The 21,966-nt window shown below is 41.7% G+C and carries 23 protein-coding genes; 6 read left to right on the top strand and 17 right to left on the bottom strand.

The window, feature by feature from the left end; translation table 11 throughout:
- Positions 1-23: 23 nt before the first annotated feature.
- The 3 genes from ACIQXR_RS01450 to ACIQXR_RS01440 form a co-directional block, all read right to left on the bottom strand.
- Positions 24-347 (bottom strand): iron-sulfur cluster biosynthesis family protein, encoded by a 324-nt coding sequence (locus ACIQXR_RS01450; RefSeq protein WP_402956617.1) that lies wholly within the window; start codon positions 345-347, stop codon positions 24-26.
- A 102-nt stretch (positions 348-449) separates the two neighbouring features.
- The gene (locus ACIQXR_RS01445) at positions 450-782 is read right to left on the bottom strand and encodes a YolD-like family protein (RefSeq protein WP_402956615.1); all 333 of its coding nucleotides are present in this window, start codon (positions 780-782) and stop codon (positions 450-452) included.
- A gap of 25 nt (positions 783-807) precedes the next feature.
- Positions 808-2,067: a Y-family DNA polymerase gene (locus ACIQXR_RS01440; RefSeq protein ID WP_403079355.1), complete on the bottom strand. Its 1,260-nt coding sequence runs from the start codon at positions 2,065-2,067 to the stop codon at positions 808-810.
- 396 nt (positions 2,068-2,463) lie between these two features.
- Between ACIQXR_RS01440 and ACIQXR_RS01435 the strand changes: the two genes are divergently transcribed.
- On the top strand, positions 2,464-3,123 hold the full coding sequence (locus ACIQXR_RS01435; protein ID WP_403079353.1) for an NlpC/P60 family protein: 660 nt from the start codon (positions 2,464-2,466) through the stop codon (positions 3,121-3,123).
- Between the two features lie 56 nt (positions 3,124-3,179).
- Here ACIQXR_RS01435 and ACIQXR_RS01430 read toward each other — a convergent pair whose 3' ends face one another.
- The 3 genes from ACIQXR_RS01430 to ACIQXR_RS01420 form a co-directional block, all read right to left on the bottom strand.
- A complete protein-coding gene (locus ACIQXR_RS01430) occupies positions 3,180-3,713 on the bottom strand; it encodes a DUF3221 domain-containing protein (protein ID WP_402869330.1) in 534 nt (177 codons plus the stop codon).
- Positions 3,714-3,866: 153 nt separating this feature from the next.
- Positions 3,867-4,658: an SDR family NAD(P)-dependent oxidoreductase gene (locus ACIQXR_RS01425; RefSeq protein WP_402869331.1), complete on the bottom strand. Its 792-nt coding sequence runs from the start codon at positions 4,656-4,658 to the stop codon at positions 3,867-3,869.
- Complete coding sequence (locus ACIQXR_RS01420; RefSeq protein WP_402869333.1) at positions 4,655-5,650, bottom strand: MBL fold metallo-hydrolase; 996 nt, start codon at positions 5,648-5,650, stop codon at positions 4,655-4,657. Before ACIQXR_RS01420 ends, ACIQXR_RS01425 begins: the two co-directional genes overlap by 4 nt.
- A 521-nt stretch (positions 5,651-6,171) precedes the next feature.
- Here ACIQXR_RS01420 and proC point away from each other — a divergent pair.
- Positions 6,172-7,017, top strand: a complete 846-nt coding sequence (proC, locus tag ACIQXR_RS01415; protein WP_402869335.1) for a pyrroline-5-carboxylate reductase — start codon at positions 6,172-6,174, stop codon at positions 7,015-7,017.
- Between the two features lie 374 nt (positions 7,018-7,391).
- Complete coding sequence (locus ACIQXR_RS01410) at positions 7,392-7,943, top strand: MerR family transcriptional regulator (protein WP_402956605.1); 552 nt, start codon at positions 7,392-7,394, stop codon at positions 7,941-7,943.
- 172 nt (positions 7,944-8,115) lie between these two features.
- On the opposite strand, the gene ACIQXR_RS01405 is transcribed toward ACIQXR_RS01410, so the two are convergent.
- The 5 genes from ACIQXR_RS01405 to rnz form a co-directional block, all read right to left on the bottom strand.
- On the bottom strand, positions 8,116-8,910 hold the full coding sequence (locus ACIQXR_RS01405; protein ID WP_402869338.1) for an ABC transporter ATP-binding protein: 795 nt from the start codon (positions 8,908-8,910) through the stop codon (positions 8,116-8,118).
- Positions 8,885-9,913 (bottom strand): ABC transporter permease, encoded by a 1,029-nt coding sequence (locus ACIQXR_RS01400; protein WP_402956603.1) that lies wholly within the window; start codon positions 9,911-9,913, stop codon positions 8,885-8,887. Before ACIQXR_RS01400 ends, ACIQXR_RS01405 begins: the two co-directional genes overlap by 26 nt.
- 33 nt (positions 9,914-9,946) lie before the next feature.
- The gene (locus tag ACIQXR_RS01395) at positions 9,947-10,942 is read right to left on the bottom strand and encodes an ABC transporter substrate-binding protein (RefSeq protein WP_402869342.1); all 996 of its coding nucleotides are present in this window, start codon (positions 10,940-10,942) and stop codon (positions 9,947-9,949) included.
- A gap of 206 nt (positions 10,943-11,148) precedes the next feature.
- Positions 11,149-11,967 (bottom strand): squalene/phytoene synthase family protein, encoded by an 819-nt coding sequence (locus tag ACIQXR_RS01390; protein ID WP_402869344.1) that lies wholly within the window; start codon positions 11,965-11,967, stop codon positions 11,149-11,151.
- A gap of 65 nt (positions 11,968-12,032) precedes the next feature.
- Positions 12,033-12,965, bottom strand: a complete 933-nt coding sequence (gene rnz, locus ACIQXR_RS01385) for a ribonuclease Z (protein ID WP_402869346.1) — start codon at positions 12,963-12,965, stop codon at positions 12,033-12,035.
- 216 nt (positions 12,966-13,181) lie between these two features.
- On the opposite strand from rnz, the gene zwf reads away from it, so the two are divergent.
- The gene (zwf, locus tag ACIQXR_RS01380) at positions 13,182-14,678 is read left to right on the top strand and encodes a glucose-6-phosphate dehydrogenase (protein ID WP_403079350.1); all 1,497 of its coding nucleotides are present in this window, start codon (positions 13,182-13,184) and stop codon (positions 14,676-14,678) included.
- 42 nt (positions 14,679-14,720) lie between these two features.
- Here zwf and ACIQXR_RS01375 read toward each other — a convergent pair whose 3' ends face one another.
- A complete protein-coding gene (locus ACIQXR_RS01375; RefSeq protein ID WP_402986157.1) occupies positions 14,721-14,876 on the bottom strand; it encodes a hypothetical protein in 156 nt (51 codons plus the stop codon).
- Between the two features lie 269 nt (positions 14,877-15,145).
- Here ACIQXR_RS01375 and ACIQXR_RS01370 point away from each other — a divergent pair, with 269 nt between their 5' ends.
- Positions 15,146-15,319, top strand: a complete 174-nt coding sequence (locus tag ACIQXR_RS01370) for an asparagine synthase (RefSeq protein WP_402956599.1) — start codon at positions 15,146-15,148, stop codon at positions 15,317-15,319.
- 95 nt (positions 15,320-15,414) lie between these two features.
- On the opposite strand, the gene gndA is transcribed toward ACIQXR_RS01370, so the two are convergent.
- The 5 genes from gndA to mce form a co-directional block, all read right to left on the bottom strand.
- Positions 15,415-16,824, bottom strand: coding sequence for an NADP-dependent phosphogluconate dehydrogenase (gndA, locus tag ACIQXR_RS01365; RefSeq protein WP_403079348.1), 1,410 nt, complete (start codon positions 16,822-16,824; stop codon positions 15,415-15,417).
- Between the two features lie 28 nt (positions 16,825-16,852).
- Positions 16,853-18,118: a DNA polymerase IV gene (locus ACIQXR_RS01360; RefSeq protein ID WP_402869356.1), complete on the bottom strand. Its 1,266-nt coding sequence runs from the start codon at positions 18,116-18,118 to the stop codon at positions 16,853-16,855.
- Positions 18,119-18,446: 328 nt separating this feature from the next.
- The gene (locus tag ACIQXR_RS01355) at positions 18,447-19,568 is read right to left on the bottom strand and encodes a tripeptidase T (protein WP_402956969.1); all 1,122 of its coding nucleotides are present in this window, start codon (positions 19,566-19,568) and stop codon (positions 18,447-18,449) included.
- A gap of 147 nt (positions 19,569-19,715) precedes the next feature.
- On the bottom strand, positions 19,716-21,266 hold the full coding sequence (locus ACIQXR_RS01350) for an acyl-CoA carboxylase subunit beta (protein WP_402869359.1): 1,551 nt from the start codon (positions 21,264-21,266) through the stop codon (positions 19,716-19,718).
- Positions 21,263-21,685, bottom strand: coding sequence for a methylmalonyl-CoA epimerase (gene mce, locus ACIQXR_RS01345; RefSeq protein WP_402869361.1), 423 nt, complete (start codon positions 21,683-21,685; stop codon positions 21,263-21,265). The genes ACIQXR_RS01350 and mce overlap by 4 nt, the downstream gene beginning before the upstream one ends.
- A gap of 169 nt (positions 21,686-21,854) precedes the next feature.
- Here mce and prli42 point away from each other — a divergent pair, with 169 nt between their 5' ends.
- The gene (gene prli42, locus ACIQXR_RS01340; RefSeq protein WP_402869363.1) at positions 21,855-21,950 is read left to right on the top strand and encodes a stressosome-associated protein Prli42; all 96 of its coding nucleotides are present in this window, start codon (positions 21,855-21,857) and stop codon (positions 21,948-21,950) included.
- Positions 21,951-21,966 lie beyond the last annotated feature (16 nt).

The following is a 21,966-nucleotide window of genomic DNA, read 5'->3' as shown; positions in this document are numbered from 1 at the left end:
TCGGGATTCTCCCTTTGCTTTTTTTAGAGTTTATTAAAGTAACTCATCCTTGGATTCAAGATTTGATTCGGGCTTTTTAGCTGAAAGCAGTTTGCTTCGACCACAAAGTCTATTGTCATGATATCATCGAGAAAAATCATTTTAGATTTTTCGACATAAAGGGGAACTCCATTGGTCTCCACTTTTTGATTATCCTCCTCAAGCTCGTCAACGAGCCAAAGAGCTGTCACGCCACTTACTACGCAACCACAGCCATCTGTATCATATTTCAACTGTAAATGTCCTTCTTTTCCCTGTATTTTATCGGAAAGTTTTTCGGCTGCTCTATCTGTCCATTCAATGTACATCTCATTTCCCCCTATTCGTTCCATTCCCCCATTATAAACGATGAAAGGACCCCTGTCCTTTTCCCGCACTCTTGTGCATCCATGGGGATAATCCCACCATTCTTATTCCATCAATCTTACATCCGCTATATGGGAAAGTTGAATATAATGTGGTTGCTGAAAATGGTCAATAATATGAAGTCTTTGCAAGCATTCATCATAATAATGAATGCTTCCGATTAAAAGCTGGTATCGGGTTCTGTCATAATAGGCAATCATGACCTCTCTACCTTCTTCCATCGCTTCCCCCATCACAGCATTCATTTCTTCAAACTGCTGTTCATCGAGAATGCGTCTTGCTTCATGGCTATCCTCCGCCACCCAATCCCGCAACATCTTCACATGTTCCGGTAGCATCATGGATGTCCATTTGATACGCCCCCGATCATGAATCATTCTTTTTCCTCCTCTGACGACTTTGTCAAGCCTTATGCCCGCCAAGCAATCCGCTTCTATAAACGGCCGTCCCGGCTTTCGTATACGAAACCGCGCGCAACAGTGATTTTGAACCATATTTATGTCGAATGCGGTCAACGGTATAACTCAATTCCCGCTTTTTCCACCGTGAAGCATCAAATAAAGTCAGCTGCATCTCATTATCATCCACAATATTCGAGAGTGTGACCGAAACGCTACGAACCGTTTTTTGCTTATGATAGTTTTCATAAAAAAGTTCAAGACAGACTTTATACAATTCCATTGTGATATTTGTCGGTTCCTCAATCGAACGGGAGCGATGAAACCCACCGCCAAACTCATCCTTACTATAACCAATGCTCAGACTGATCGTCCGTCCAGCCTTCCTATGGGTACGAGCCCTTCTTCCGACTTCCTCACAAATTTCTACCATAACCTGCTTGATCTCGTGTTCTTCCTTGTAATCACGGAGTAAAATCTGACTTTTACCAAAGCTGACCTGCCCCTCGATGATCGGCGCCCCGAGATCTGACAAATCGATTCCCCAGGCATGATGATAAAGCTGATTGCCCATAATCCCGAACTTCGCTTCAAGCAATTGAAGGTCATAATTGGCAAGTTGCCCGACAGTGAATATTCCCATGCCATGAAGGGTCTTTTCCACCCTCCTTCCTATCCCCCACATTTCACGAAGCGGAGAAATCGGCCAAAGCTTAGCTGGTACGTCTTCATATGTCCACTCAGCTATTCCTGTATGTTTGGCCTCGAGATCAAGAGAAAGCTTCGCCATCAGCATGTTCGGCCCAATCCCGATTGCACTTGGAATCTGTAATTCCCTTTCAATGTCATCTTTTATTTTCCTGGCAATATTCCAGGCATCCCCCCATAAAGAAGCCGCTCCATCAACTTTCAAAAAACTTTCGTCCACACTGTATACATGAATCGCTTCTTTTGGAACATAGCGGTGAAACAAGCGCGTAATCTCCGTCGAAACTCTCAAATAAGTGGCCATTTTGGGTTCAACGACTAGAATGCGTCGATCTTTCGGTATCTCAAACTTCCGGGAACCGGTTTTTATACCGAATTCCTTCTTTAGCTTTGGAGAAGCCGCAAGCACAATGCTCCCCTCCCTATTCTTATCACCCACCACTGCCAAATAACATTCGAGCGGGTCCAATCCATGCATGACCGCTGAGCAGCTAGCATAAAAACTTTTCATATCAATACACATAATTGATTGTTTCGGCATCATGCTATAATCCATTTTTTCTTCACCCTATACAGAATATATGTTCGTGTTTATATTATATCCCTCATTCTAAACGAATAAACGTTCGCATTCAATGGAAGTTTCATGACAAATTTCCACCTATTTATGGGAACTTTTTAAATACCCATAAATACCCTTTAATTTAAAAGTAATCCATTATATCCAACTAGTTTTTATAAATATAATTAGTTGGTATCTTGCCTAAAAGGGGAACCGAGTCTTTTAACCCTTTTACTATTTAAGAAAAACGATTTCGCTGATTTTCACTAAGTATTACTACTTATTTTTTGTAATGAAAATGTAATCAAAAACTGGTTTGATTGTCACAATGGTATTGTAGGATAATATTGTTAAAGAAAAATAGAGAGATAGAGAGAGGAAATGAGATACATGAAGAAATGGATTGCCTCAGCTGCTGTTGCTTCTGCATTAATGCTGACGCCACTTCAGGCGTTTGCAAATATTGGAGATCAAACCCTCAGACCCGGAATGACACATAGTGATGTCAAACAACTACAGACCCTATTAAAAACTAAAGGTTATTTCACATATACTGGTTCATCGACTACTTACTACGGAACCTATTCAACAACTGCCGTAAAAAACTTTCAAAAAGCTAAAGGATTGACTGCCGATGGGATTGCAGGAAGAAATACCTTCAATGCGCTCGGTGTTTATAATGTCAATAATACAAGCATGATTAATTATGCAAAAACATTGATAGGCTCGCCATACAAATGGGCTGGCACGACACCAGCAGGATTTGACTGTTCGGGGTTCATCTATTATGTATTCCAAAAATCACAAGGAATTACCCTACCACGGACAACATCCCAGCTTTACGGGAATACCGGATTGAAAGTATCAACGCCATCAAAAGGCGATCTTGTATTCTTTGATACTTCTTCTGGAAAGACGGGTGTTTCCCATGCTGGAATCTACATTGGAAACAATCAGTTCATTCATGCTTCCTCTTCTAAAGGAATTACCATCACCGATATGAATAACTCCTATTGGGCGCCAAAATACCTGGGTGCAAAAACTTTATAAAAAAAACATGAGGTTAAAACAAAGCAGGGCAGAATCTATTTGATTCTGCCCCCTTATTATTTTAGATATAAGATTTCTTCAGTAGAATCGTCTACGGTCACAGTAAATGATGCGTCCAAGTTGGAGCGATTCATCATTTCAATATTGTATACATGCTCGGAAGGGAAATGAATGATTTCAAGAACCATGAAACGCTGACTAGGAGCTTTAGTCACATGCTCAAGTGCAGCAGTTACGGCCTTTTGCTCTTCTAGACTCTCTTCATCCTTTAAAATCCGTATCAATTCTGCATCCGCTTTCGAAGGAAATGATTCTTCGACCTCTCCACCGTACCATGGTTTAACTTTCATCCCGATTGCCAAGTCTGAATAACTGAGCTTTGCCCCATGTTCATCTTGTATATACGTATGATTTTTCACCTTGTAATACGTCCCTTTTATCAGAATCCGCTTATCATCTAAATCTGTAATGAATCCTTCTTCTCCCTTGCCAATGGACTTATGGGGTTGCTCTTCAGAGAAGGATTGACAGCTTCCCAGAATGAAAAAAAGGAATAAAAAGATAAAAGACTTTCCCATAACGAGCTTCATACAAAATCCCTCCTATAAAACAGACGAATTCACCAATGAAATGGTTACATAAGATGGAAAGATAATCCAAATAAATTCAAAAAAAGGGAATGTCAGATGACACTCCCTTAATTTCTTATTAAAATAGTAATCTTCACTTATATTTAGAAGTATCTATTTTTTAAAAAATGCTTTTTTCCCAACGGTCTCAGTGATTCTTGGAAACAAGGTATAAAACTTACTCACCATATTCATCCAGGCGGGCAGATTGACTTCCCGTTTATTAGTTAGCATGGCAGCAACGATTTTGGCTGCTACATCCTCAGGCTTAAGCATGAATTTCTTAATGCCCTTCATATATGTCCCGGATTCATCCGCTATAGTAAAAAAGTTGGTTTCGATTGGCCCAGGATTAACGGTGGTCACATGAATGTTGTCTTCCATCAATTCAAGCCGGAGAGCATTCGAATAACCAAGCACCGCGAATTTAGTGGCTGAATAAAGTGTGGACTTAGGTGTTGCAATTTTCCCTGCCTGTGACGCAATATTAATGATGTGGCCCGCTTGTTTGCGCTTCATATGTGGAAGCACAAACTTCGTACAGGCCATCAAGCCGATTACATTGACAGCAAACATCCCTTTACTCTCTTCTAAATCCGTATCAAGGACTTCTTTAAACGTACCGTGCCCGGCATTATTGACCAACACATCCACGGTGCCGACCTGGTCGTGGATGTCAACGAAGACCCTTTCCACTTGTTCTGTATCGGAAACATCCAACTTCCATACAAAAACATCGACCCCGTATTGGCTGGTCAGGCTCTCCTTCAGAGTCTGCAATTTATCCAGGCTCCTTGCCAAAAGAACGAGTCTTGCCCCAAGTCGGGCAGATTGAATCGCAATTTCCTTTCCAATTCCTCCCGAAGCCCCGGTAATGACAATGACTTTCCCGCTTAATTTACTCAATAGATTATCCCCTTAGAAACTGTCGTCGCACTTGAATATAAAATGACACCCGATTGCATTTCCAATTCGATTTCACCCAAATCCTCCAGATAATCCAACTGACCGACCGTTTCCGAGAGTGTCAAGTCGACTTCCTGACGATAAACTTTTGGGAAGAGACGCTGACACACTTCAAATCCCGTTAAAGGTTTTTCTTGGAGCATGCTTTTCACCTGCATGGCCCGATTATGCTGTCGCTCAAATCTATATCGAATCAAATCGGACACTTTCTCTCCATCAATTTCTCCCCCATGTCCTGAATAAACCTTAGAAATCGGAAAGTCTAATAGTTTTTGAAGGGAGGCATTGTATTGAAGCAATGGCCGTTGACGAACGCCACCCACAATCAAGGGTGGCTCCATTAATGGATTAGGCGAAATTCTTGCAAGTAAGTGGTCTCCTGCAATCATTAAGCCGTCACTCTCCCGATAAAAGGAAACATGGCTTTGCGCATGACCAGGAGTCTCGATCACTCGCCATCCTGGAAGGCCCGGAAGTTCGTCACCCTCAGCCAAATGTGCTTGCATGTTCCTTTTACTAAGGAATTGGATTTCTTCTTTGTCATGGGTCAATCTATGTTTCAATTCTTCAGCCACGCCCAATTTCCCTGCAAAGTCTAGAAAGAAAGAATTATGGGTGTCAAGGAACTCATCGCTTAGAGTCAGCCACCGCTGATTGTTTTTATGACCATACACCGGGACTTTCTTATCGAAGAAATCGAGTGCACCAGCATGGTCTGGATGATGATGCGTCAAGATTATTTGTTCAATATCAGATAGTTGCAGCCCTAATTCCCCAAGTCCAGCATTCAGTGCCTCTTTTGATTGTACGGTTTTAACCCCCGTATCAATTAAAGTTAAGGCATCTCCTTTAACTATGTAAACATTTACATCGCCCACTGCAAACGGCGTCGGCAGAGAAAGCTTTGCGATATCCCCATTCCAATTCACCATGTCTATTTCCACCTTAATATTATATTTAAATAAGCTTATATATCCGTAAAATTTGGTATTTCCTTATTTTATTAGAAAACTGTGTATGTAATCACTATTTTACATATAATCCTGAACATTGTCATTATTTTCACATAATTAACGACTATATTTTAAGGCTCAGCATATATTACTATTGACAGAGTACTCATGCATCCTTCATAATCACAAGTAATTAAAGACGGCACGGCTATGATTGAGGCCAAGTAAATAATGGATGGCGTAAAGAGAGTGAAGTTCTTAAATGTGCTGAAAAGCTTCACCGTCCTCTCTATTATTGAACCTACCTTATGAGCCTTCAGTAAAACTGACGTTCATCCCACGTTAGCGGATTCAAGTGCAACTTCCTTTTTATTTTGTAGGAGTTGAACAAAGGTGGTACCACGGAAGCCAGACCTTTCGTCCTTTATTGGATGAGGGGTCTTTTTTATTTTATTTGGGAAAACTGACCGTTACTAGTATGCATTAAAGGAGTGAGTGAAATGAAAAAAATAGCTTTTATCGGGGCTGGATCAATGGCCGAAGCAATCATTTCCGGTTTGGTCACTCAGCAAGTAATAAACCCGGCTGACATTTTTGTGACCAACAAAAAAAATGATGAACGATTCACTTATCTAACAGAACAATATGGGATTACCCCAACACGGTCTCTTCCGCAACTACTAGAGAATGCAAACATAGTAGTACTTGCAGTAAAGCCAAAAGATATTTTAACCACGATGCAATCCATAAAGGAATACATCCGGGAAGATATGCTGTTCATTTCCGTTGTGGCAGGGGTCCATACGGCAAGCCTTGAAGGGATTGCAGCCAAACCGGTCGCCATCGTAAGGGCTATGCCTAATACATCGGCAGCCGTTGGAAAGTCAGCCACTGCCCTATCGGCCAATGCACATACAACTGAATCGCAATTGCAGACGGCCATCACACTTTTCGAAACGGTGGGCTCAGTTGCCATTGTCGAAGAAACACAGCTTGATGCCGTAACGGGCTTATCCGGAAGCGGTCCCGCTTATATTTATTATTTGGTCGAGGCTCTGGAAAGATCCGCGGAATCCATTGGCCTTGATGCCGTAACAGCAAAGCAATTAATCCTTCAGACTTTAACCGGTGCAGCTGAGATGCTGCAGAAATCGCCAAAAACACCAGCGGTACTGCGAAAAGAAGTCACTTCACCGGGAGGGACAACGGAAGCTGGCCTGAAAGCACTTCAAGCCCATCATGTACAAGAAGCATTTATCTCCTGTGTTCAAGAAGCCACCGAACAATCCAAGCGGATGGGAAATCAAATCAGTAAAGAGCTGGCTAAATATGTAGTTCCCCAATAACAACAAGTAAACAGGCTGTTGATTCCCAACTGGGAGTTAACAGCCTATTGTGTCTAAATGGCCATGACTAAGATAATGAAGAGAAGCTGTCATCCATCCTTCAAGATTAACCCATATTTCAAATCGAATATTTCTAAAATCCCCTTCCCGCTTATCCAGCTTACTTGGCAAATATGTTTTTCCCTCCGAAATGATTGAATTACGTCGGGAAGAACACCCACTGGAAATACGACGGTACCGGTAAATAAAATCGACATGGCAGCAAAAACAGGTAGGAAATCCACTATCTTTGGCGAATCAGTACTTGTTTTGTCAACGGCAAAGGAATCGCTTCTTTTATCTAGAATTCTACAACCAAAAGGAGGGGAATCTAGATGAATACAAGTGCAGTTGCCAAGTTATTGAACGTTTCTCATAGTACCATTCAACGCTGGGTTACCCAATTGAACATGGAAGTAGAACGGAATCAGCTAGGTCATTACCAGTTTTCGGAGGAAGATATTGACTTATTGAGGAAAATCCAAGACCAGCTGAACGAGGGAGTGGTCTTACAAAAGGTGAGCATTTCAGAAAAGAAGACCAGAAAGGCCACTGTTAAACAACCTATTGAGTCGGAAAAAGGACAAGATCACCTAAACGAAAGAGTCTCCAGGCTCGAAAAAAGTCTGAAAACAAAAGCGGATGATGTTGTTTCCTATCAACTATTACAGCATAGAAGTGAAATGGAAGACATGCATAAGCTCGTCACTAAACTTGAAGCCCGTATTGAAGCATTAGAAGCGGCCACCATTCCACCAGCAGATTTTTATCTCGCTACCGAAGAAGCTGCCGCCGCTAAAAAAACAAAGAAAAAGTCCTTCATGAGAAACTTTTTTGGAACCAAAAAAGATGACAATTCTCCTTGGAGCACAGCTGATAGCGATTAAGCAGGAGGACCTTGAATTCTCTCCGAACGTCCACTGTCCTCTGCAGTCAACCCGTTCTCTTGGCCTTCCGTAAGGCGAGACTCAGTCACTCGATAGTAAACCCTTCCGATTCCGCCGAAAAAAGAGGCCTCGGTCCAAGGTCATTCACCTTGAGCGCTAGGCCTCTTTCACTTTATATCAACACCGCACGGTCATTTAGCATTTTTTCACCCTTGATACGCTGGAATTCATTCAAGAGCTTATCAACAGTCAGTGCCTGTTTTCTCGGGCCTCTTGCCTCGAAAATGATTTGGCCTTTATCCATCATGATTAAAGAATCACCAAGATCGATGGCCTGCTGCATATTGTGAGTCACCATCAATGTAGTTAACCGGTTCTTTTCAACAATTTCCTTCGTCAGGCTTGTAACAAGCTCTGCCCTGGATGGATCGAGAGCAGCTGTATGTTCATCGAGAAGCAGGATTTTCGGATCGGTGAAGGTCGCCATCAATAACGATAATGCCTGACGCTCCCCTCCCGATAATAACCCCACTTTTGCATTCATCCGATTTTCCAATCCTAAATGGAGTGTACTCAGGCTATCGTTAAAAAGCTCTTTCCGTCTTTTCGTTACCCCAAAGCCAAGACCCCTTCGATTCGTCCTGCCATACGCGATGGCCATATTTTCTTCAATGGTCATGTGCGGGGCCGTTCCGAGCATGGGGTCCTGGAAAACCCGCCCAATCATTTTCGCCCGCTTATGTTCTTCAATCGATGATACATTTTGGCCATCAATGATGACATCACCAGCATCGGGAAGGGTCTTACCGGAAATCATATTCATCAACGTGGACTTCCCAGCACCATTACTGCCAATGACCGTTACAAATTCACCCTTTGACAGCTGTAAATCCAGATTGCCAAGGGCAAGCTTTTCATCCGGAGTCCCTTCATTGAAGACCTTATAAATCTGATTTAGCTGCAGCAAATTCCTCTTCCCCCTTTGTAGGCTCGATACGGTGCAGTTGCAATTCTTTGAGTCTTTTTTTCTTACGACCTTTTTCTTTTTGTTTTTCGGAAATTTGCGGGATGACTAAGGCACCGATTACAATAAGCGCAGTGATTAATTTCACATCACCCGTATCAAGGAATTTTACACGTAGCGCCAATGTAACGACGATACGATATATGATGGCTCCCCCAATGACAGCTAGCGTGGCGCGTACAATCGTTTTTGCGCCAAATAACGCTTCCCCGATGATGACGGAGGCCAGACCGATTACGATGATCCCGATTCCCATCCCAATATCGCTAAAACCATTGTACTGGGCAACTAAAGCACCAGAGAAAGCAACTAGGGCATTCCCGATGGCAAGGCCTAATATCTTCATATTCCCTGTATGAGCCGAAAAACTCTTGACCATCGCTTCATTGTCACCAGTTGCCCGAAGCGCAAGGCCTACATCCGTTTTTAAAAAGGCGGACATCCCCAGTTGAATCATTACTACTACAATAAACATGACAATGAGAATGCCCCATGTTTTTGGCAAACTTTCACCAAGGCCAATGATTGAAAAAATCCCATTAAACATTTGATCCAAACCAGTATGAGACCATGCTTCTGAGATGTTCGTGATAATCGTCGTTTGAGAAAGCAAGGGAATGTTCGAAGCCCCCATGATCCTTAAGTTAATGGAAAAGAGCGCAATCATCATTAAAATACCGGCAAGAAGCGGATTTATCTTCCCTTTTGTATGCAGCAGCCCTGTCATCGTCCCTGCCACAAATCCGGCAAGCATGGCGCAAAACGTGGCCATAATCGGCGAGAAACCATTGACGATCATAATAGCGGCGACAGAAGCTCCTGTCACGAAGCTACCTTCGACCGTCATGTCCGGGAAATCGAGAATTCTGAATGTCAAATAGACTCCAAGTGCCATGATCGCATAGATCATTCCAGATTCAAAAGAGTTAAATATGGCTGTTGGCATTTTTATCTTCCTTCCCTGGAATAACGCAAAAGCTTATTTAACAAACTCAGCATTTGCTTTCCATTCTTCTTTTATTTCAACACCCATTTCCTTTGCAGCTGTTTCATTAATCACCAATTTTAATTTTTGAGGATATTGAACCGCGATATCACCCGGTTTTTTATCATCTTTTAATATTTCTACCGCTTTCTGGCCTGCTTCGTAGCCAATATCATAGTAACTGAAGCCATATGCTGCGAAACCGCCTGCATTCACGGAATCAAGTTCCCCGACAAATAAGGGGATATCCTGGTCATTCGCTACCGAAATCACCGATTCTAACGCTGAAACTACTGTATTATCCGTAATGATATAGAAAGCATCCGCTTTTCCAATCAACGATTCCGTTGCCTGCTTAACTTCGGCTGAAGTCGAGACGGATGCTTCCACGACTTTCAAGCCCGCTTTTTTTGCCTCCGCTTTCACATTTTTAATTTGAACGACTGAATTTTGTTCGCCCGTATTGTAAACCGTCCCTATTGTTTTCGCTCCAAGCTCTTCTGCCAGGAACTTCATGGAATTTTTGATGGCATCCGGATGAGAATCGGTCGTACCTGTCACATTTCCACCTGGTTTCTCCATGGACGTAACAAGTTCCGCAGCTACTGGATCAGTTACAGAAGTGAAGACGATTGGAATATCTTTAGTCGCATTCAATGAACTTAAAGCGCTTGGCGTCGAGTTAGCAAAAATCAAATCCACTTTATCCCCGACAAAGTTATTCGCTATCGTCTGGCTGTTGTTTTGATCGCCCTGAGCAATTTGGAGATCATATTTTGCTTTAATGTCACTATCCTTCAAAGCAGCCTGAAACCCTTCATATGCTTGATCCAAAGAATCATGCTGAACGATTTGTGTCACTCCGACTTTGAAAGCATCCTTATCACTTTCGTTTTTTGCCGAGTCTTTCTCGTTTTCATTTCCACACCCTGCAAGTAAAATTCCAGTAATCAAGGTCAAGGCTGCCGTTGAATATAATCTCTTTTTCATAATGTTCCTCCGCTTTTCTCTTTTTTTAAAATTCTGTCTCTCTAACGAAGTCAACTTTTCCGCTTTTATGTACTAAATTATAATCGTTTACTGCCACTATTCCAATGTATTTTTTAAAATTTTTAGAATTTTACGATTACTCTTATGAAGTAATAAAAAAGCTACTGTATAAAGTTGTATAAACTTTATACAGTAGCTTGCTCTTCTTAATTATCGACGACCTGGTTTACGATAGTGGTAACCGTTGACCGATCGATTTTTTCTTTTCCTTCTTTTAACGCCTTCAAAGTAGCTTTAGCCAATTCCAAAGGAATTTTACAGAAATGGACAATATCCTTTGTCTCGATGTCTTCAATGTACCTATCCGCCAATTCAAGATTATATTCTGTATGGCTCAGCATCTCTTTGAAGCCCCATCCATTCGGATAAAAATTCACGCCGCGTTCTGCATCTTCTTCACGGTTCCGTAGGATGTTGACCGTTTGAAGGCCCTGTCCAAATGCAATGGCAAGATTGCGATCCGTATCTGTTCCATCATACCATTTCCAAATATCAGAGAGCATCACCCCAACTAAACCAGCGACATAATAGGTATACTCATCAAGCTCTTCCTTATCATGTATTTGCCAATTCTTCGAAACCCACTTCGCCATGCCTTCAGCCATTTCCTTGGTAGACTCAAGGACCTTACCAAGCACACCTGGAGGACAATAATCCATCCAATCTCCAAGTTGCAAGGTCACTTCCGGAAGCACATCCTTATATGGTTCAAAAACAGCCTGGATGTCCTCTTTACGATAATCGGTTTTCAATAGGCTGCTAACAGCCTGCAATAGGGCGATTTTATCTTCGGCACCTAGATTCGGGTGGTCTTCAATTTCATCAATGGCCCGCATGCAAAGATATGCCGAACCAATGGCTTCCTGTAATCCTGATGGCAAGTAACTAATAGGGATAAAAAAAGTACGACTTGTTTTCAAAAGAAAATCCATCGCCTTGTTATGTAAATTATTTTGTTCAGTCATTTTTTCACCCTCCTTATATCCAATAAGCAATTGAACTATTATACCAAATAATCGTAATGATTTCCCTATTCTTGTACATATAAAGGGATTTTAATCGACAATAAATCTTCTGCCATGGTTGTATTCGAAAGGATTGCACTGCTTTCCTCTTTTAACCGTTCTGCATCCTCAAGAGTATAGCGTGAGGAGATATGTGTTAAAACAAGGTGCTTAACCCCCGCTTTTTTGGCAGTTTCAGCCGCTTGTATAGTAGTTGAATGGAAATAGGCCGTTGCCAATTCCGTTTCTTCCGCAGAAAAGGTTGCTTCATGGATGAGATAATCAGCTGAGTCGGCAAGGACGAGGGCATTGTCGCAAACCCTAGTATCACCAAGTATCGTAATAATTCTGCCCTTCTGTGGTGCACTAAGATAGTCTTTCCCATTAATGGTCCGGCCATCTTCAAGACGGACCGATTCCCCATTTTTCAATGCTTTATAAAGGGGACCCGGTGGCACTCCTTGTTTACGCAACTGGTCAACCAGTAAACTCCCCTGCCGATCTTTTTCCACGATTCGGTAACCGACACTATAAATGCCATGATCAAGTTCCAGGGCCGTCACGGTAAACTGGTCATCTTCGAATATGACGCCTTCCTCAATTTCAATGATTTCCAATGGATATTTCAAATGAGTGGCACTCACTTGTAAACTCGTCGTGATATAAGCATCAATGCCTTTTGGGCCGTACACCGTCAATTTTTCGACTCCACCCTGAAAAGACCTGCTGCTTAAAAGACCAGGAAGACCAAAGATGTGGTCACCATGCAAATGCGTTATGAAAATCTTTTCAATTTTACGTGGTTTAACCGCCGTTTTTAAAATTTGATGCTGTGTCGCTTCCCCGCAATCAAAAAGCCATACTTTTCCCCGTTCTTCTAATAATTGAAGGGCGATTGCCGTCACATTACGCGCCTTTGCCGGAACACCAGCACCCGTTCCTAAAAAAACAAAATCCACATTCCTACCTCCGTTGCAAAAACTTTATACCTTACTATAGCATAACAGAGGCCCTGATTCATTTTTCAACTTTTAAAATTCAGTCTCTTTGAAGATTTTAATGAAATTACGAAAAAATGCGCAAATAGATTGCTTTGAGGGAAAGCTAACCGTAAAATTAAGAATTAGTACATATCCAACTTTAAGACAGAAATTACAGAAAGTTGAGGTTCTAACATGACAGAAAATAAACCTACAGCATTAATCATGATTTTTGGCGCTACCGGAGATTTAGCGAAACGAAAGCTGTTTCCTTCGATATATCGACTATTCCAAAAGGAAAAAATCAATAAATTCGCAGTGGTGGGTGTCGCCAGAAGGCCATTAACCAATACTGAGTTTCAAGCAAGTGTAAAAGACTCCATCCTGACATTTGGACATGCGGAGGAAAAGGTCGATGAATTCGTTTCCCATTTCCACTATCATTCACATGATGTAACTAGTTCAGAGTCCTATTTACAATTAAAGCAGGTTGCTGATAATTTAGACGACCAGTATGATCTGGAAGGCAATCGTATCTTTTATTTAGCGATGGCACCGGAGTTTTTCGGAACCATTGCCGAACAGGTAAAAGCCCAAGGCTTGACCGATACCAAGGGTTACAAACGCCTTGTCATCGAAAAGCCATTTGGGCACAGTTTTGAAACAGCACAAATCTTGAATGAGCAAATACGTACCGCATTTGCTGAAGATGAAATTTATCGAATCGACCATTACCTGGGCAAAGAAATGGTACAAAACATTGAAGTCATCCGTTTTTCCAATGCCTTATTCGAACCACTATGGAATAACCGTTATATTTCCAACATCCAAGTTACTTCAAGTGAAACACTTGGTGTCGAGGAACGTGGGCGTTATTATGAAACGAGTGGCGCCTTACGGGACATGGTCCAAAACCATTTATTGCAAATGGTCGCCCTGCTTGCCATGGAACCTCCGATTGCCTTGACTACAGAAGAAGTCCGCAGCGAAAAGGTCCGAGCATTACGGTCACTCCGACAAATGAAAGTGGACGAAGTCAAAGAATATTTCGTCCGTGGTCAATATGGCTCAGGTACGGTAGGGGAACAAACACTCCCTGCTTATCGTGATGAATTGAATGTCGATCCTGAATCTAATACAGAAACCTATGTTGCGGGTAAATTGATGATTGATAACTTCCGCTGGGCGGGTGTTCCTTTTTATATCCGTACTGGTAAAAGAATGGATGTAAAATCAACGAAGATCGTTGTTCAATTTAAAGACATTCCAATGAATCTCTATTACAAAACCGAAGAAACCTTGCAACCAAACCTTCTTGTCATCCATATCCAACCTGAAGAGGGTATTTCCCTTTACTTAAATGTGAAGAAATCGGGAACGACGATGAATACGAAGCCAGTGAAGTTGACGGTTTCCAACAAAGGAATCGAACATATCAATTCACCTGAAGCTTACGAAAAGCTTTTATTTGATAGCATGCGTGGAGATGCCACAAACTTTACACATTGGGATGAGGTCGCACTTTCTTGGAAATTTGTCGATACCATTTCGAATGCCTGGGAAAATACGAAAGAAGCCTCTTTCCCCAATTATGAAGCGGGTTCGACAGGACCAAAAGCATCCGATGAGCTTTTAGCAGAAGATGGACATGTTTGGTGGCAAATCGAAAAAGAAAAAAGAAATAATCAGTAAACTAATAAGAGGATGCAGTGAACCTGCATCCTCTTCTCTATTTTATGAGGCACTCTTTTTGATGATTTTCTCTCGAATGGCATGGATAAAATCCTTCGATTCTGAATCTGTTCCATGATTAAGCCAAAAAGTCACACTTGATTCAATAACCACAAAAAATAAAACAAGGGCTACGATCATCCAGATGAAGTGCATCAATTCAACCACTCCTTTTCTTGCTTCACTATACGCTCATCATCCCATACATTTTATACAGGTACATAAACTGTTAAAGATGGTTGCTATAAATCTTACTACTTTCGGCATAAAAAAGAAATATACAAAGTACCCATTTTTTCATTGAGTTCAGTTTATTATTTCATCTCTCCTTTTTCCATATAGCCGAATGATACCGTCCAGCTGTGGTAACAATATAAATGGTGTTCTTTATCTGAATACCACTACTAACCGATGCGGAGGGATTTACGATGGATGTTCGTGAAGGATTAATTCCAACAGCGTTAGGAACTGCCGTAACTGCTGCAGGTTATGCCATGAAGCAGAACCGTGGCTCAAACAAGATGGTCGCTAATACGGTTTTTGGTTTCGGATTGGCACATGTTGTATTAGGGGTCATTGACCTTGTTGAGCATCGACGTTAGTAGAAGAAGGGAGCACACTTGTGCTTCCTTCTTTTTAAGTTGTCGAATAAAAAAACTGGCTAAAATAGAATGTCTATTCCAGCCAGTTTTTTTGATTATTTGTCCATCCATTCAGTGTGGAAGGTACCTTCTTTATCGATCCGTTCATACGTATGTGCTCCAAAGTAATCGCGTTGAGCTTGAATTAAATTGGCCGGAAGCGTTTCTGTACGGTAGCTATCGAAATAAGAGAGTGCAGAAGACAAGCAAGGAACTGGAATGCCGTTCAACACAGCGGTAGAGACCACTTCACGCAAAGCTCCTTGATAATTTTCGGCAATTTCTTGGAAATAAGGATCTAGAAGCAAGTTGTTCAAGTTTGCCTCGCGATCATATGCATCTTTGATTTTTTGCAGGAACTGAGCACGGATGATGCAGCCCCCACGGAAAATCATCGCGATGTCCCCATATTGAAGGTTCCAGTTATTCTCTTCAGATGCAGCCTTCATTTGAGCGAAGCCTTGTGCATACGAACAAATTTTACTCATATAAAGCGCTTTGCGAATGCTTTCAATCAAAGCCTTTTTATCACCGGTAAATTTAGCTTCCGGACCGCTGAGGACCTTGCTTGCTTCTACCCGCTCTTCTTTTATGGCTGAAATGTATCGTGCAAAAACGGATTCCGTTATGATTGGAAGTGGTACACCAAGATCCAGTGCACTTTGGCTCGTCCATTTACCTGTACCTTTTTGGCCAGCTTTATCTAAAATGACATCGACCATGGGCTTACCTGTCTCTTCATCATAGCGTTTGAAAATATCAGCAGTGATTTCAATAAGATAGCTATCCAACTCTCCCTTATTCCATTCAGTGAACACCTCATGAAATTCTTCAGCGGACAGACCCAGAAGATTTTTCAAAAGGAAATAAGATTCCGAAATCAGCTGCATATCACCATACTCAATTCCATTATGCACCATCTTCACATAATGTCCGGCACCACCTGGTCCGATATATGTACAACATGCATCCCCATCAACCTTGGCAGAAATATCCTTCAAGATAGGCGCTACCAAATCATATGCTTCCTTCTGCCCGCTTGGCATGATGGAAGGACCAGTCAGGGCTCCTTCTTCCCCTCCTGAGACACCAGTTCCAATGAAATGAATACCAAGTTCACTCAATTCCTCATTGCGGCGCTGCGTGTCCTTGTAGAACGTATTCCCGCCATCAATGACGATGTCCCCTTTTTCAAGAAGCGGCTTAAGTTGATCAATGGTTGCATCCGTAGCGGCACCCGCTTTTACCATCAATAGAATTTTCCTTGGTGTTTGAAGCGAATTCACGAATTCTTCAAGCGTATATGCCGGTACTACATTTTTGCCTTTCGCTTCTTCCATCATTTCGTCCGTCTTTGCAGCGGAACGATTATACACGGAAATTGAATACCCTCTGCTTTCGATATTAAATGCAAGGTTCTTACCCATTACAGCAAGTCCGATAACGCCAATTTGTTGTTTTGTCATGATTACCTTCCCTTCATTTGGATGTATGTCACCTTAGTCCATTTTTACTTCTGGTTCGCTCAAAAAAGTCTTTGCTAAAACTGGTATTCGTACCAATTGACCGTTCTTTCAAAGTAAGGCCCTTTTTAATAATATTTTCTCCATACTTATTTTGCAAGTGTTCCATCACTTCGTATAAAGGTTCTTTGTCAGCATCCTCTTCAAAGGAAAAGATATCGAGTTGTTTGAATGCAGATTCTTTTTCAATGACATCATAAGCCGTTACACCTAACAGGCGAATGGCCTCTCCATTCCAATTCTTCAAAAACAGCTCAGTAGCCCAATCCGAAATATCCGTTTTTTCAAAAAATGGATTGGAAACCATCTTACTTCTTGTAATGGTCCTCCAATCTTTATAACGGATGGTCACTCCAATCTTCTGACCTAGCAAACGTTTATTCTTCAAACGTACTGCAACTTTTTCCGAAAGCTTCTCCAATACCCCGACCAGCTCTCTTTGATTGGTAGTATCCTTAGGCAGGGTTGTCGAGTTCCCAATGCTTTTATGGTCAAAAATGGCCTCTGGATCAACAAGTCGCGAATCCATTCCGTTAGCCCGTTCCTTCAAACGGATGCCATTTATCCCTAGCAACTGTTTTAACTGGGTTTCGTTGGCCTTGGCAAGGTCTCCAATTGTCTGGATACCGATTGTCTGGAGTTTTTCTGCCGTTTTACCGCCAATCCCATGCATCTCCACCACCTGTAAGGGCCAGAGAACCTTGGGAACATCTCTTTTCCTTAGAACCGTGATCCCCATCGGCTTTTTCATATCCGATGCTGTTTTAGCCAAAAATTTATTTGGGGCGATGCCAATGCTACAAGGAAGATCCATTGTATTATATATACGCTCTTGAATACTTTTGGCAATTTCCAAAGGTGAACCCCATTCTGCACACTCACTGATATCCAGATACCCTTCATCGATGGAAACAGGTTCAACTATTTCCGTATACTGCCGCAATACTTCAAATATGGCGAGGGAAGCCTTTCGATATCGCTCAAAATTCGGCTTTTTAATGATTAATTGAGGGCATAGTTTTTTGGCCTGCCAAATGGGCATGGTCGTTTTAACCCCATATTTTCTAGCTTCATAACTACAGGTAACGATGATTCCCCTTCTTTCTTCAACATTACCGGCAATCGCTAATGGCTTCCCTTTCAATGATTCATCATAGGACATTTCCACAGATGCATAGAAACTATTCATGTCTACATGGAGAATGACCTTTCCATTTTTAGGATACATATCCTTCATGTGACTGTCACATCCTTGTTGGTACAAATCTCAGGAAATCGGGTCCATATAAACTAAATCTTCTTCATTAAGATACCCCAATCTAACCTTGATAACCATTGAAGTAGTGCTTCATTCTAAGAAAAACAGTCATCATATTACTGATGACTGTACATATATTCCTGTAGCCCTTTTATGTCCACTAAAGATGAACGAGTTTTTTTGGATCATTATTAATGTGACAAGTGACTTCCAATATGCGCTACACCCTGCATATATTCGGTTTTTTGGTGGCTAACACGCCAATTTACGATATTCTCGGGAAACTACTTCATCCATCTTCGCGTAATTATTCTGCGGAAACTTCCTGAATGATACTGATGACCATTTCAGCCAACTTTGTCAATTCTTCCACTGGAATTCTTTCATTCGTTGTATGAATGTCTTCATAGCCGACTGCTAGATTAACCGTAGGAATGCCAAATCCAGCAATTACATTTGCATCACTACCGCCGCCGCTTTTCACCAATTCGCATGGACGGCCAATTTTCTCTGCCGCTTTTCTTGCAACTTCGACCACATGGTCACCTGCTCCATATTTAAAGCCTGGATACATGACATTGACTTTCACTTCGGCCCGTCCGCCCATTTCGATGGCAGCAGTCTCGAAAGCTTCTTTCATTCTTGCTACTTGTTTTTCCATTTTTTCAGGAACCAATGATCTTGCTTCTGATAAAATTTCAACATGATCACAAACGATATTCGTTTGTTGTCCACCTTGGAAACGTCCGATATTGGCTGTCGTTTCATCATCAATGCGGCCTAAAGGCATTCTTGAAATGGCTTTGGCAGCAATCGTAATGGCAGAAACCCCTTTTTCAGGAGCTACGCCAGCATGGGCGGTCTTGCCTAAAATGGTTGCAGCTACCTTGGCTTGAGTAGGGGCAGCAACGACGATATTCCCAACTTTACCATCACTGTCAAGAGCAAAGCCGTATTTTGCCGTTACAAGAGAACGATCTAGAGCTTTTGCTCCTACTAACCCTGATTCTTCACCAACGGTAATGATGAACTCAATTGTTCCGTGCTCGATATTCTGCTCCTTAATCACTTTCAACGTTTCTAACATAACAGATAAACCTGCTTTGTCATCTGCCCCTAGAATCGTCGTTCCATCTGACACTATGTATCCATCTTTAATAGACGGTTTGATACCGTTACCTGGTACGACCGTATCCATATGTGATGTGAAATAAATGGTATCTACGCCAGGTTTCGTGCCTTTCAGCGTACAAATTAAATTACCAGCCCCATGACCTGTAACAGACATTGTATCATCTTCAAAAACATCCACGCCAAGTGCCGTGAATTTTTCTTTTAAAACTTTAGCTATTGCTGCTTCATTTTTAGTTTCTGAATCAATTTGCACCAATTCAAAGAATTCACTAACTAACCGTTCTTCATTAATCATCATTTAAACCTCCATAAAAGTAATCCTTTATAAGTATATCTCTAAAGCCGTTACCCGGCAAATAATCCGATAGGAAGATCTCCTTTCAATAAAAACATAAAAAAGCAAAAAAAGGAGCCTGGTTTCAGGCTCCCCTCATACTGGTACTTACAACGGAATATTCCCGTGTTTTTTCCATGGACGGGTTTCTTTTTTATTACGTAGCATTTCAAGCGATTGGATGATTTTAATTCTTGTTTCACGAGGGTCAATAACATCATCGACCATTCCAAGACTTGCCGCTACATATGGATTTGCAAACTTTTCACGATATTCCTCAATTTTCTCTGCACGTGTGGCTTCAGGATTCTCACTATTTTTAATTTCACGGGCAAATATGATGTTTGCAGCTCCAGCTGATCCCATCACCGCAATTTCAGCATTTGGCCAAGCAAACGTAAGGTCTGCCCCGATGGATTTACTATTGAGGGCCACATAAGCACCACCATAGGCTTTACGGAGAATGATCGTTAATTTTGGCACAGTTGCTTCTGAATAGGCATATAAAAGTTTCGCACCATGGCGGATGATCCCACCATGTTCTTGTTTAACACCAGGGAAAAATCCAGAAACATCTTCAAAAGTGATCAATGGTATATTGAATGAATCACAGAATCGTATGAACCTGGCAGCTTTATCAGATGAATCAATATCGAGTCCACCAGCCAACACTTTAGGCTGGTTACAAATAAGCCCCACTGATTTCCCTTTAATGCGTGCTAGACCAACCACGATATTCTTCGCAAACCCTGCTTGCACTTCCATAAATGAATCCTCGTCGACAATTTGATTGACCACTTTTCGGACATCGTATGGACGAATGCCTTCATATGGGACAACGTCCGTTAGATCTGGACGATAGTCGTCTTCATCTGTCGCTTCCAGAGCCGGTGGCTTTTCTTGGTTGTTTTGCGGGAGATAGCTTAAAAGACGTTTAACATCAGCTAAAACCTCTTCCTCCGAAGCACCCATGAAATGAGCATTACCACTGACCGTGTTATGTACCTTCGCTCCACCTAATCCTTCAGATGAAATTTTTTCCCCTGTCACCGTTTCGATAACTTTCGGTCCTGTAATGAACATCTGGCTTGTTTTCTCAACCATGAAAACAAAATCCGTAATGGCTGGTGAATAAACCGCGCCACCTGCACATGGACCCAATATGACAGAAATCTGAGGGATCACACCAGAATATATCGAATTACGATAGAAAATTTGACCGTATCCATCAAGGGAGACAACCCCTTCCTGAATCCGAGCTCCGCCAGAATCGTTCAACCCGATGAAGGGAGCACCATTTTCCGCAGCCAAATCCATAACATTGGCAATTTTCAGAGCATGCATTTCTCCGAGCGCCCCACCAAACACGGTAAAGTCTTGAGAGAACAGGTAAATGTCACGACCATTGACTTTCCCATAACCAGTTACTACTCCTTCTCCCGGTCCTTCTGCTTTTTCCATGCCAAAATTGGTGTTCCGGTGTTTGATAAAGGGATTCAGCTCAACGAAGGTACCCTCATCCACTAGAAGTTCGATTCTTTCCCTCGCCGTTAGTTTTCCTTTTTCGTGTTGCTTTTCAATTCTATCTTCCCCGCCGCCCATTTCTACCTTTCGGCGTCGATCGTACAAGTCATTGATAGTTTCATAGATATCAGTCATTTTTGCTCCTCCTTTAATTCAGTTCTTTCACATAGCTCATATAGGACACCCGACGTCGATTTAGGATGGATAAAAGCGACATCTGCGTGATGTGCCCCTTTTCTTGAAGTCTCATCAATCATACGAAGACCGGATTCTTTTATTTCCTGGATTCGATCCTCTATTCGCTCTACACCCAAAGCCACATGGTGAATCCCTTCACCCCGTTTTTCAATGAATTTAGCGACGGCACTATCAGGAGATAACGCTTCCAATAACTCTAAACGAGTATTCCCTGCTAGGATAAATGCCACTTTAACGCCTTGGCTCTCAACCGTTTCTATTCCTTCAAGCTCCAATTTCAATGTTTCAGTGTAAAGCGGCAAGGCTTCCTCTATTGATTTAACCGCAATCCCGATATGATCAATATTCTTAATCATTTTACTATTCCCCCATACTATGCACTATTTTCACTCTATTGAATTTTCTATCAATTCATTATGTAACTATACCATTCTTTTGAATAATGAGAATATTGCACTTTTGCTTGTTTCTCCTATATGTTCAAGTTAAAATGAAAATAATCATACTGTTTGAGGAGAGAACATAATGAAAAATAAAAAAGTAAGAAAAGTTGTTGTCTATCTCATGCTTATCTCGATGTTATTGACGACCTTACTATCAGGCATCGCATTTTTATTGTAATAGGCTGCAGGAGGGG

Origin of the sequence: Peribacillus sp. NPDC097224, from assembly GCF_044761985.1 — a bacterium.
GTDB lineage: Bacteria > Bacillota > Bacilli > Bacillales > DSM-1321 > Peribacillus.
This window is presented reverse-complemented; position numbering and strand designations above follow the sequence as displayed.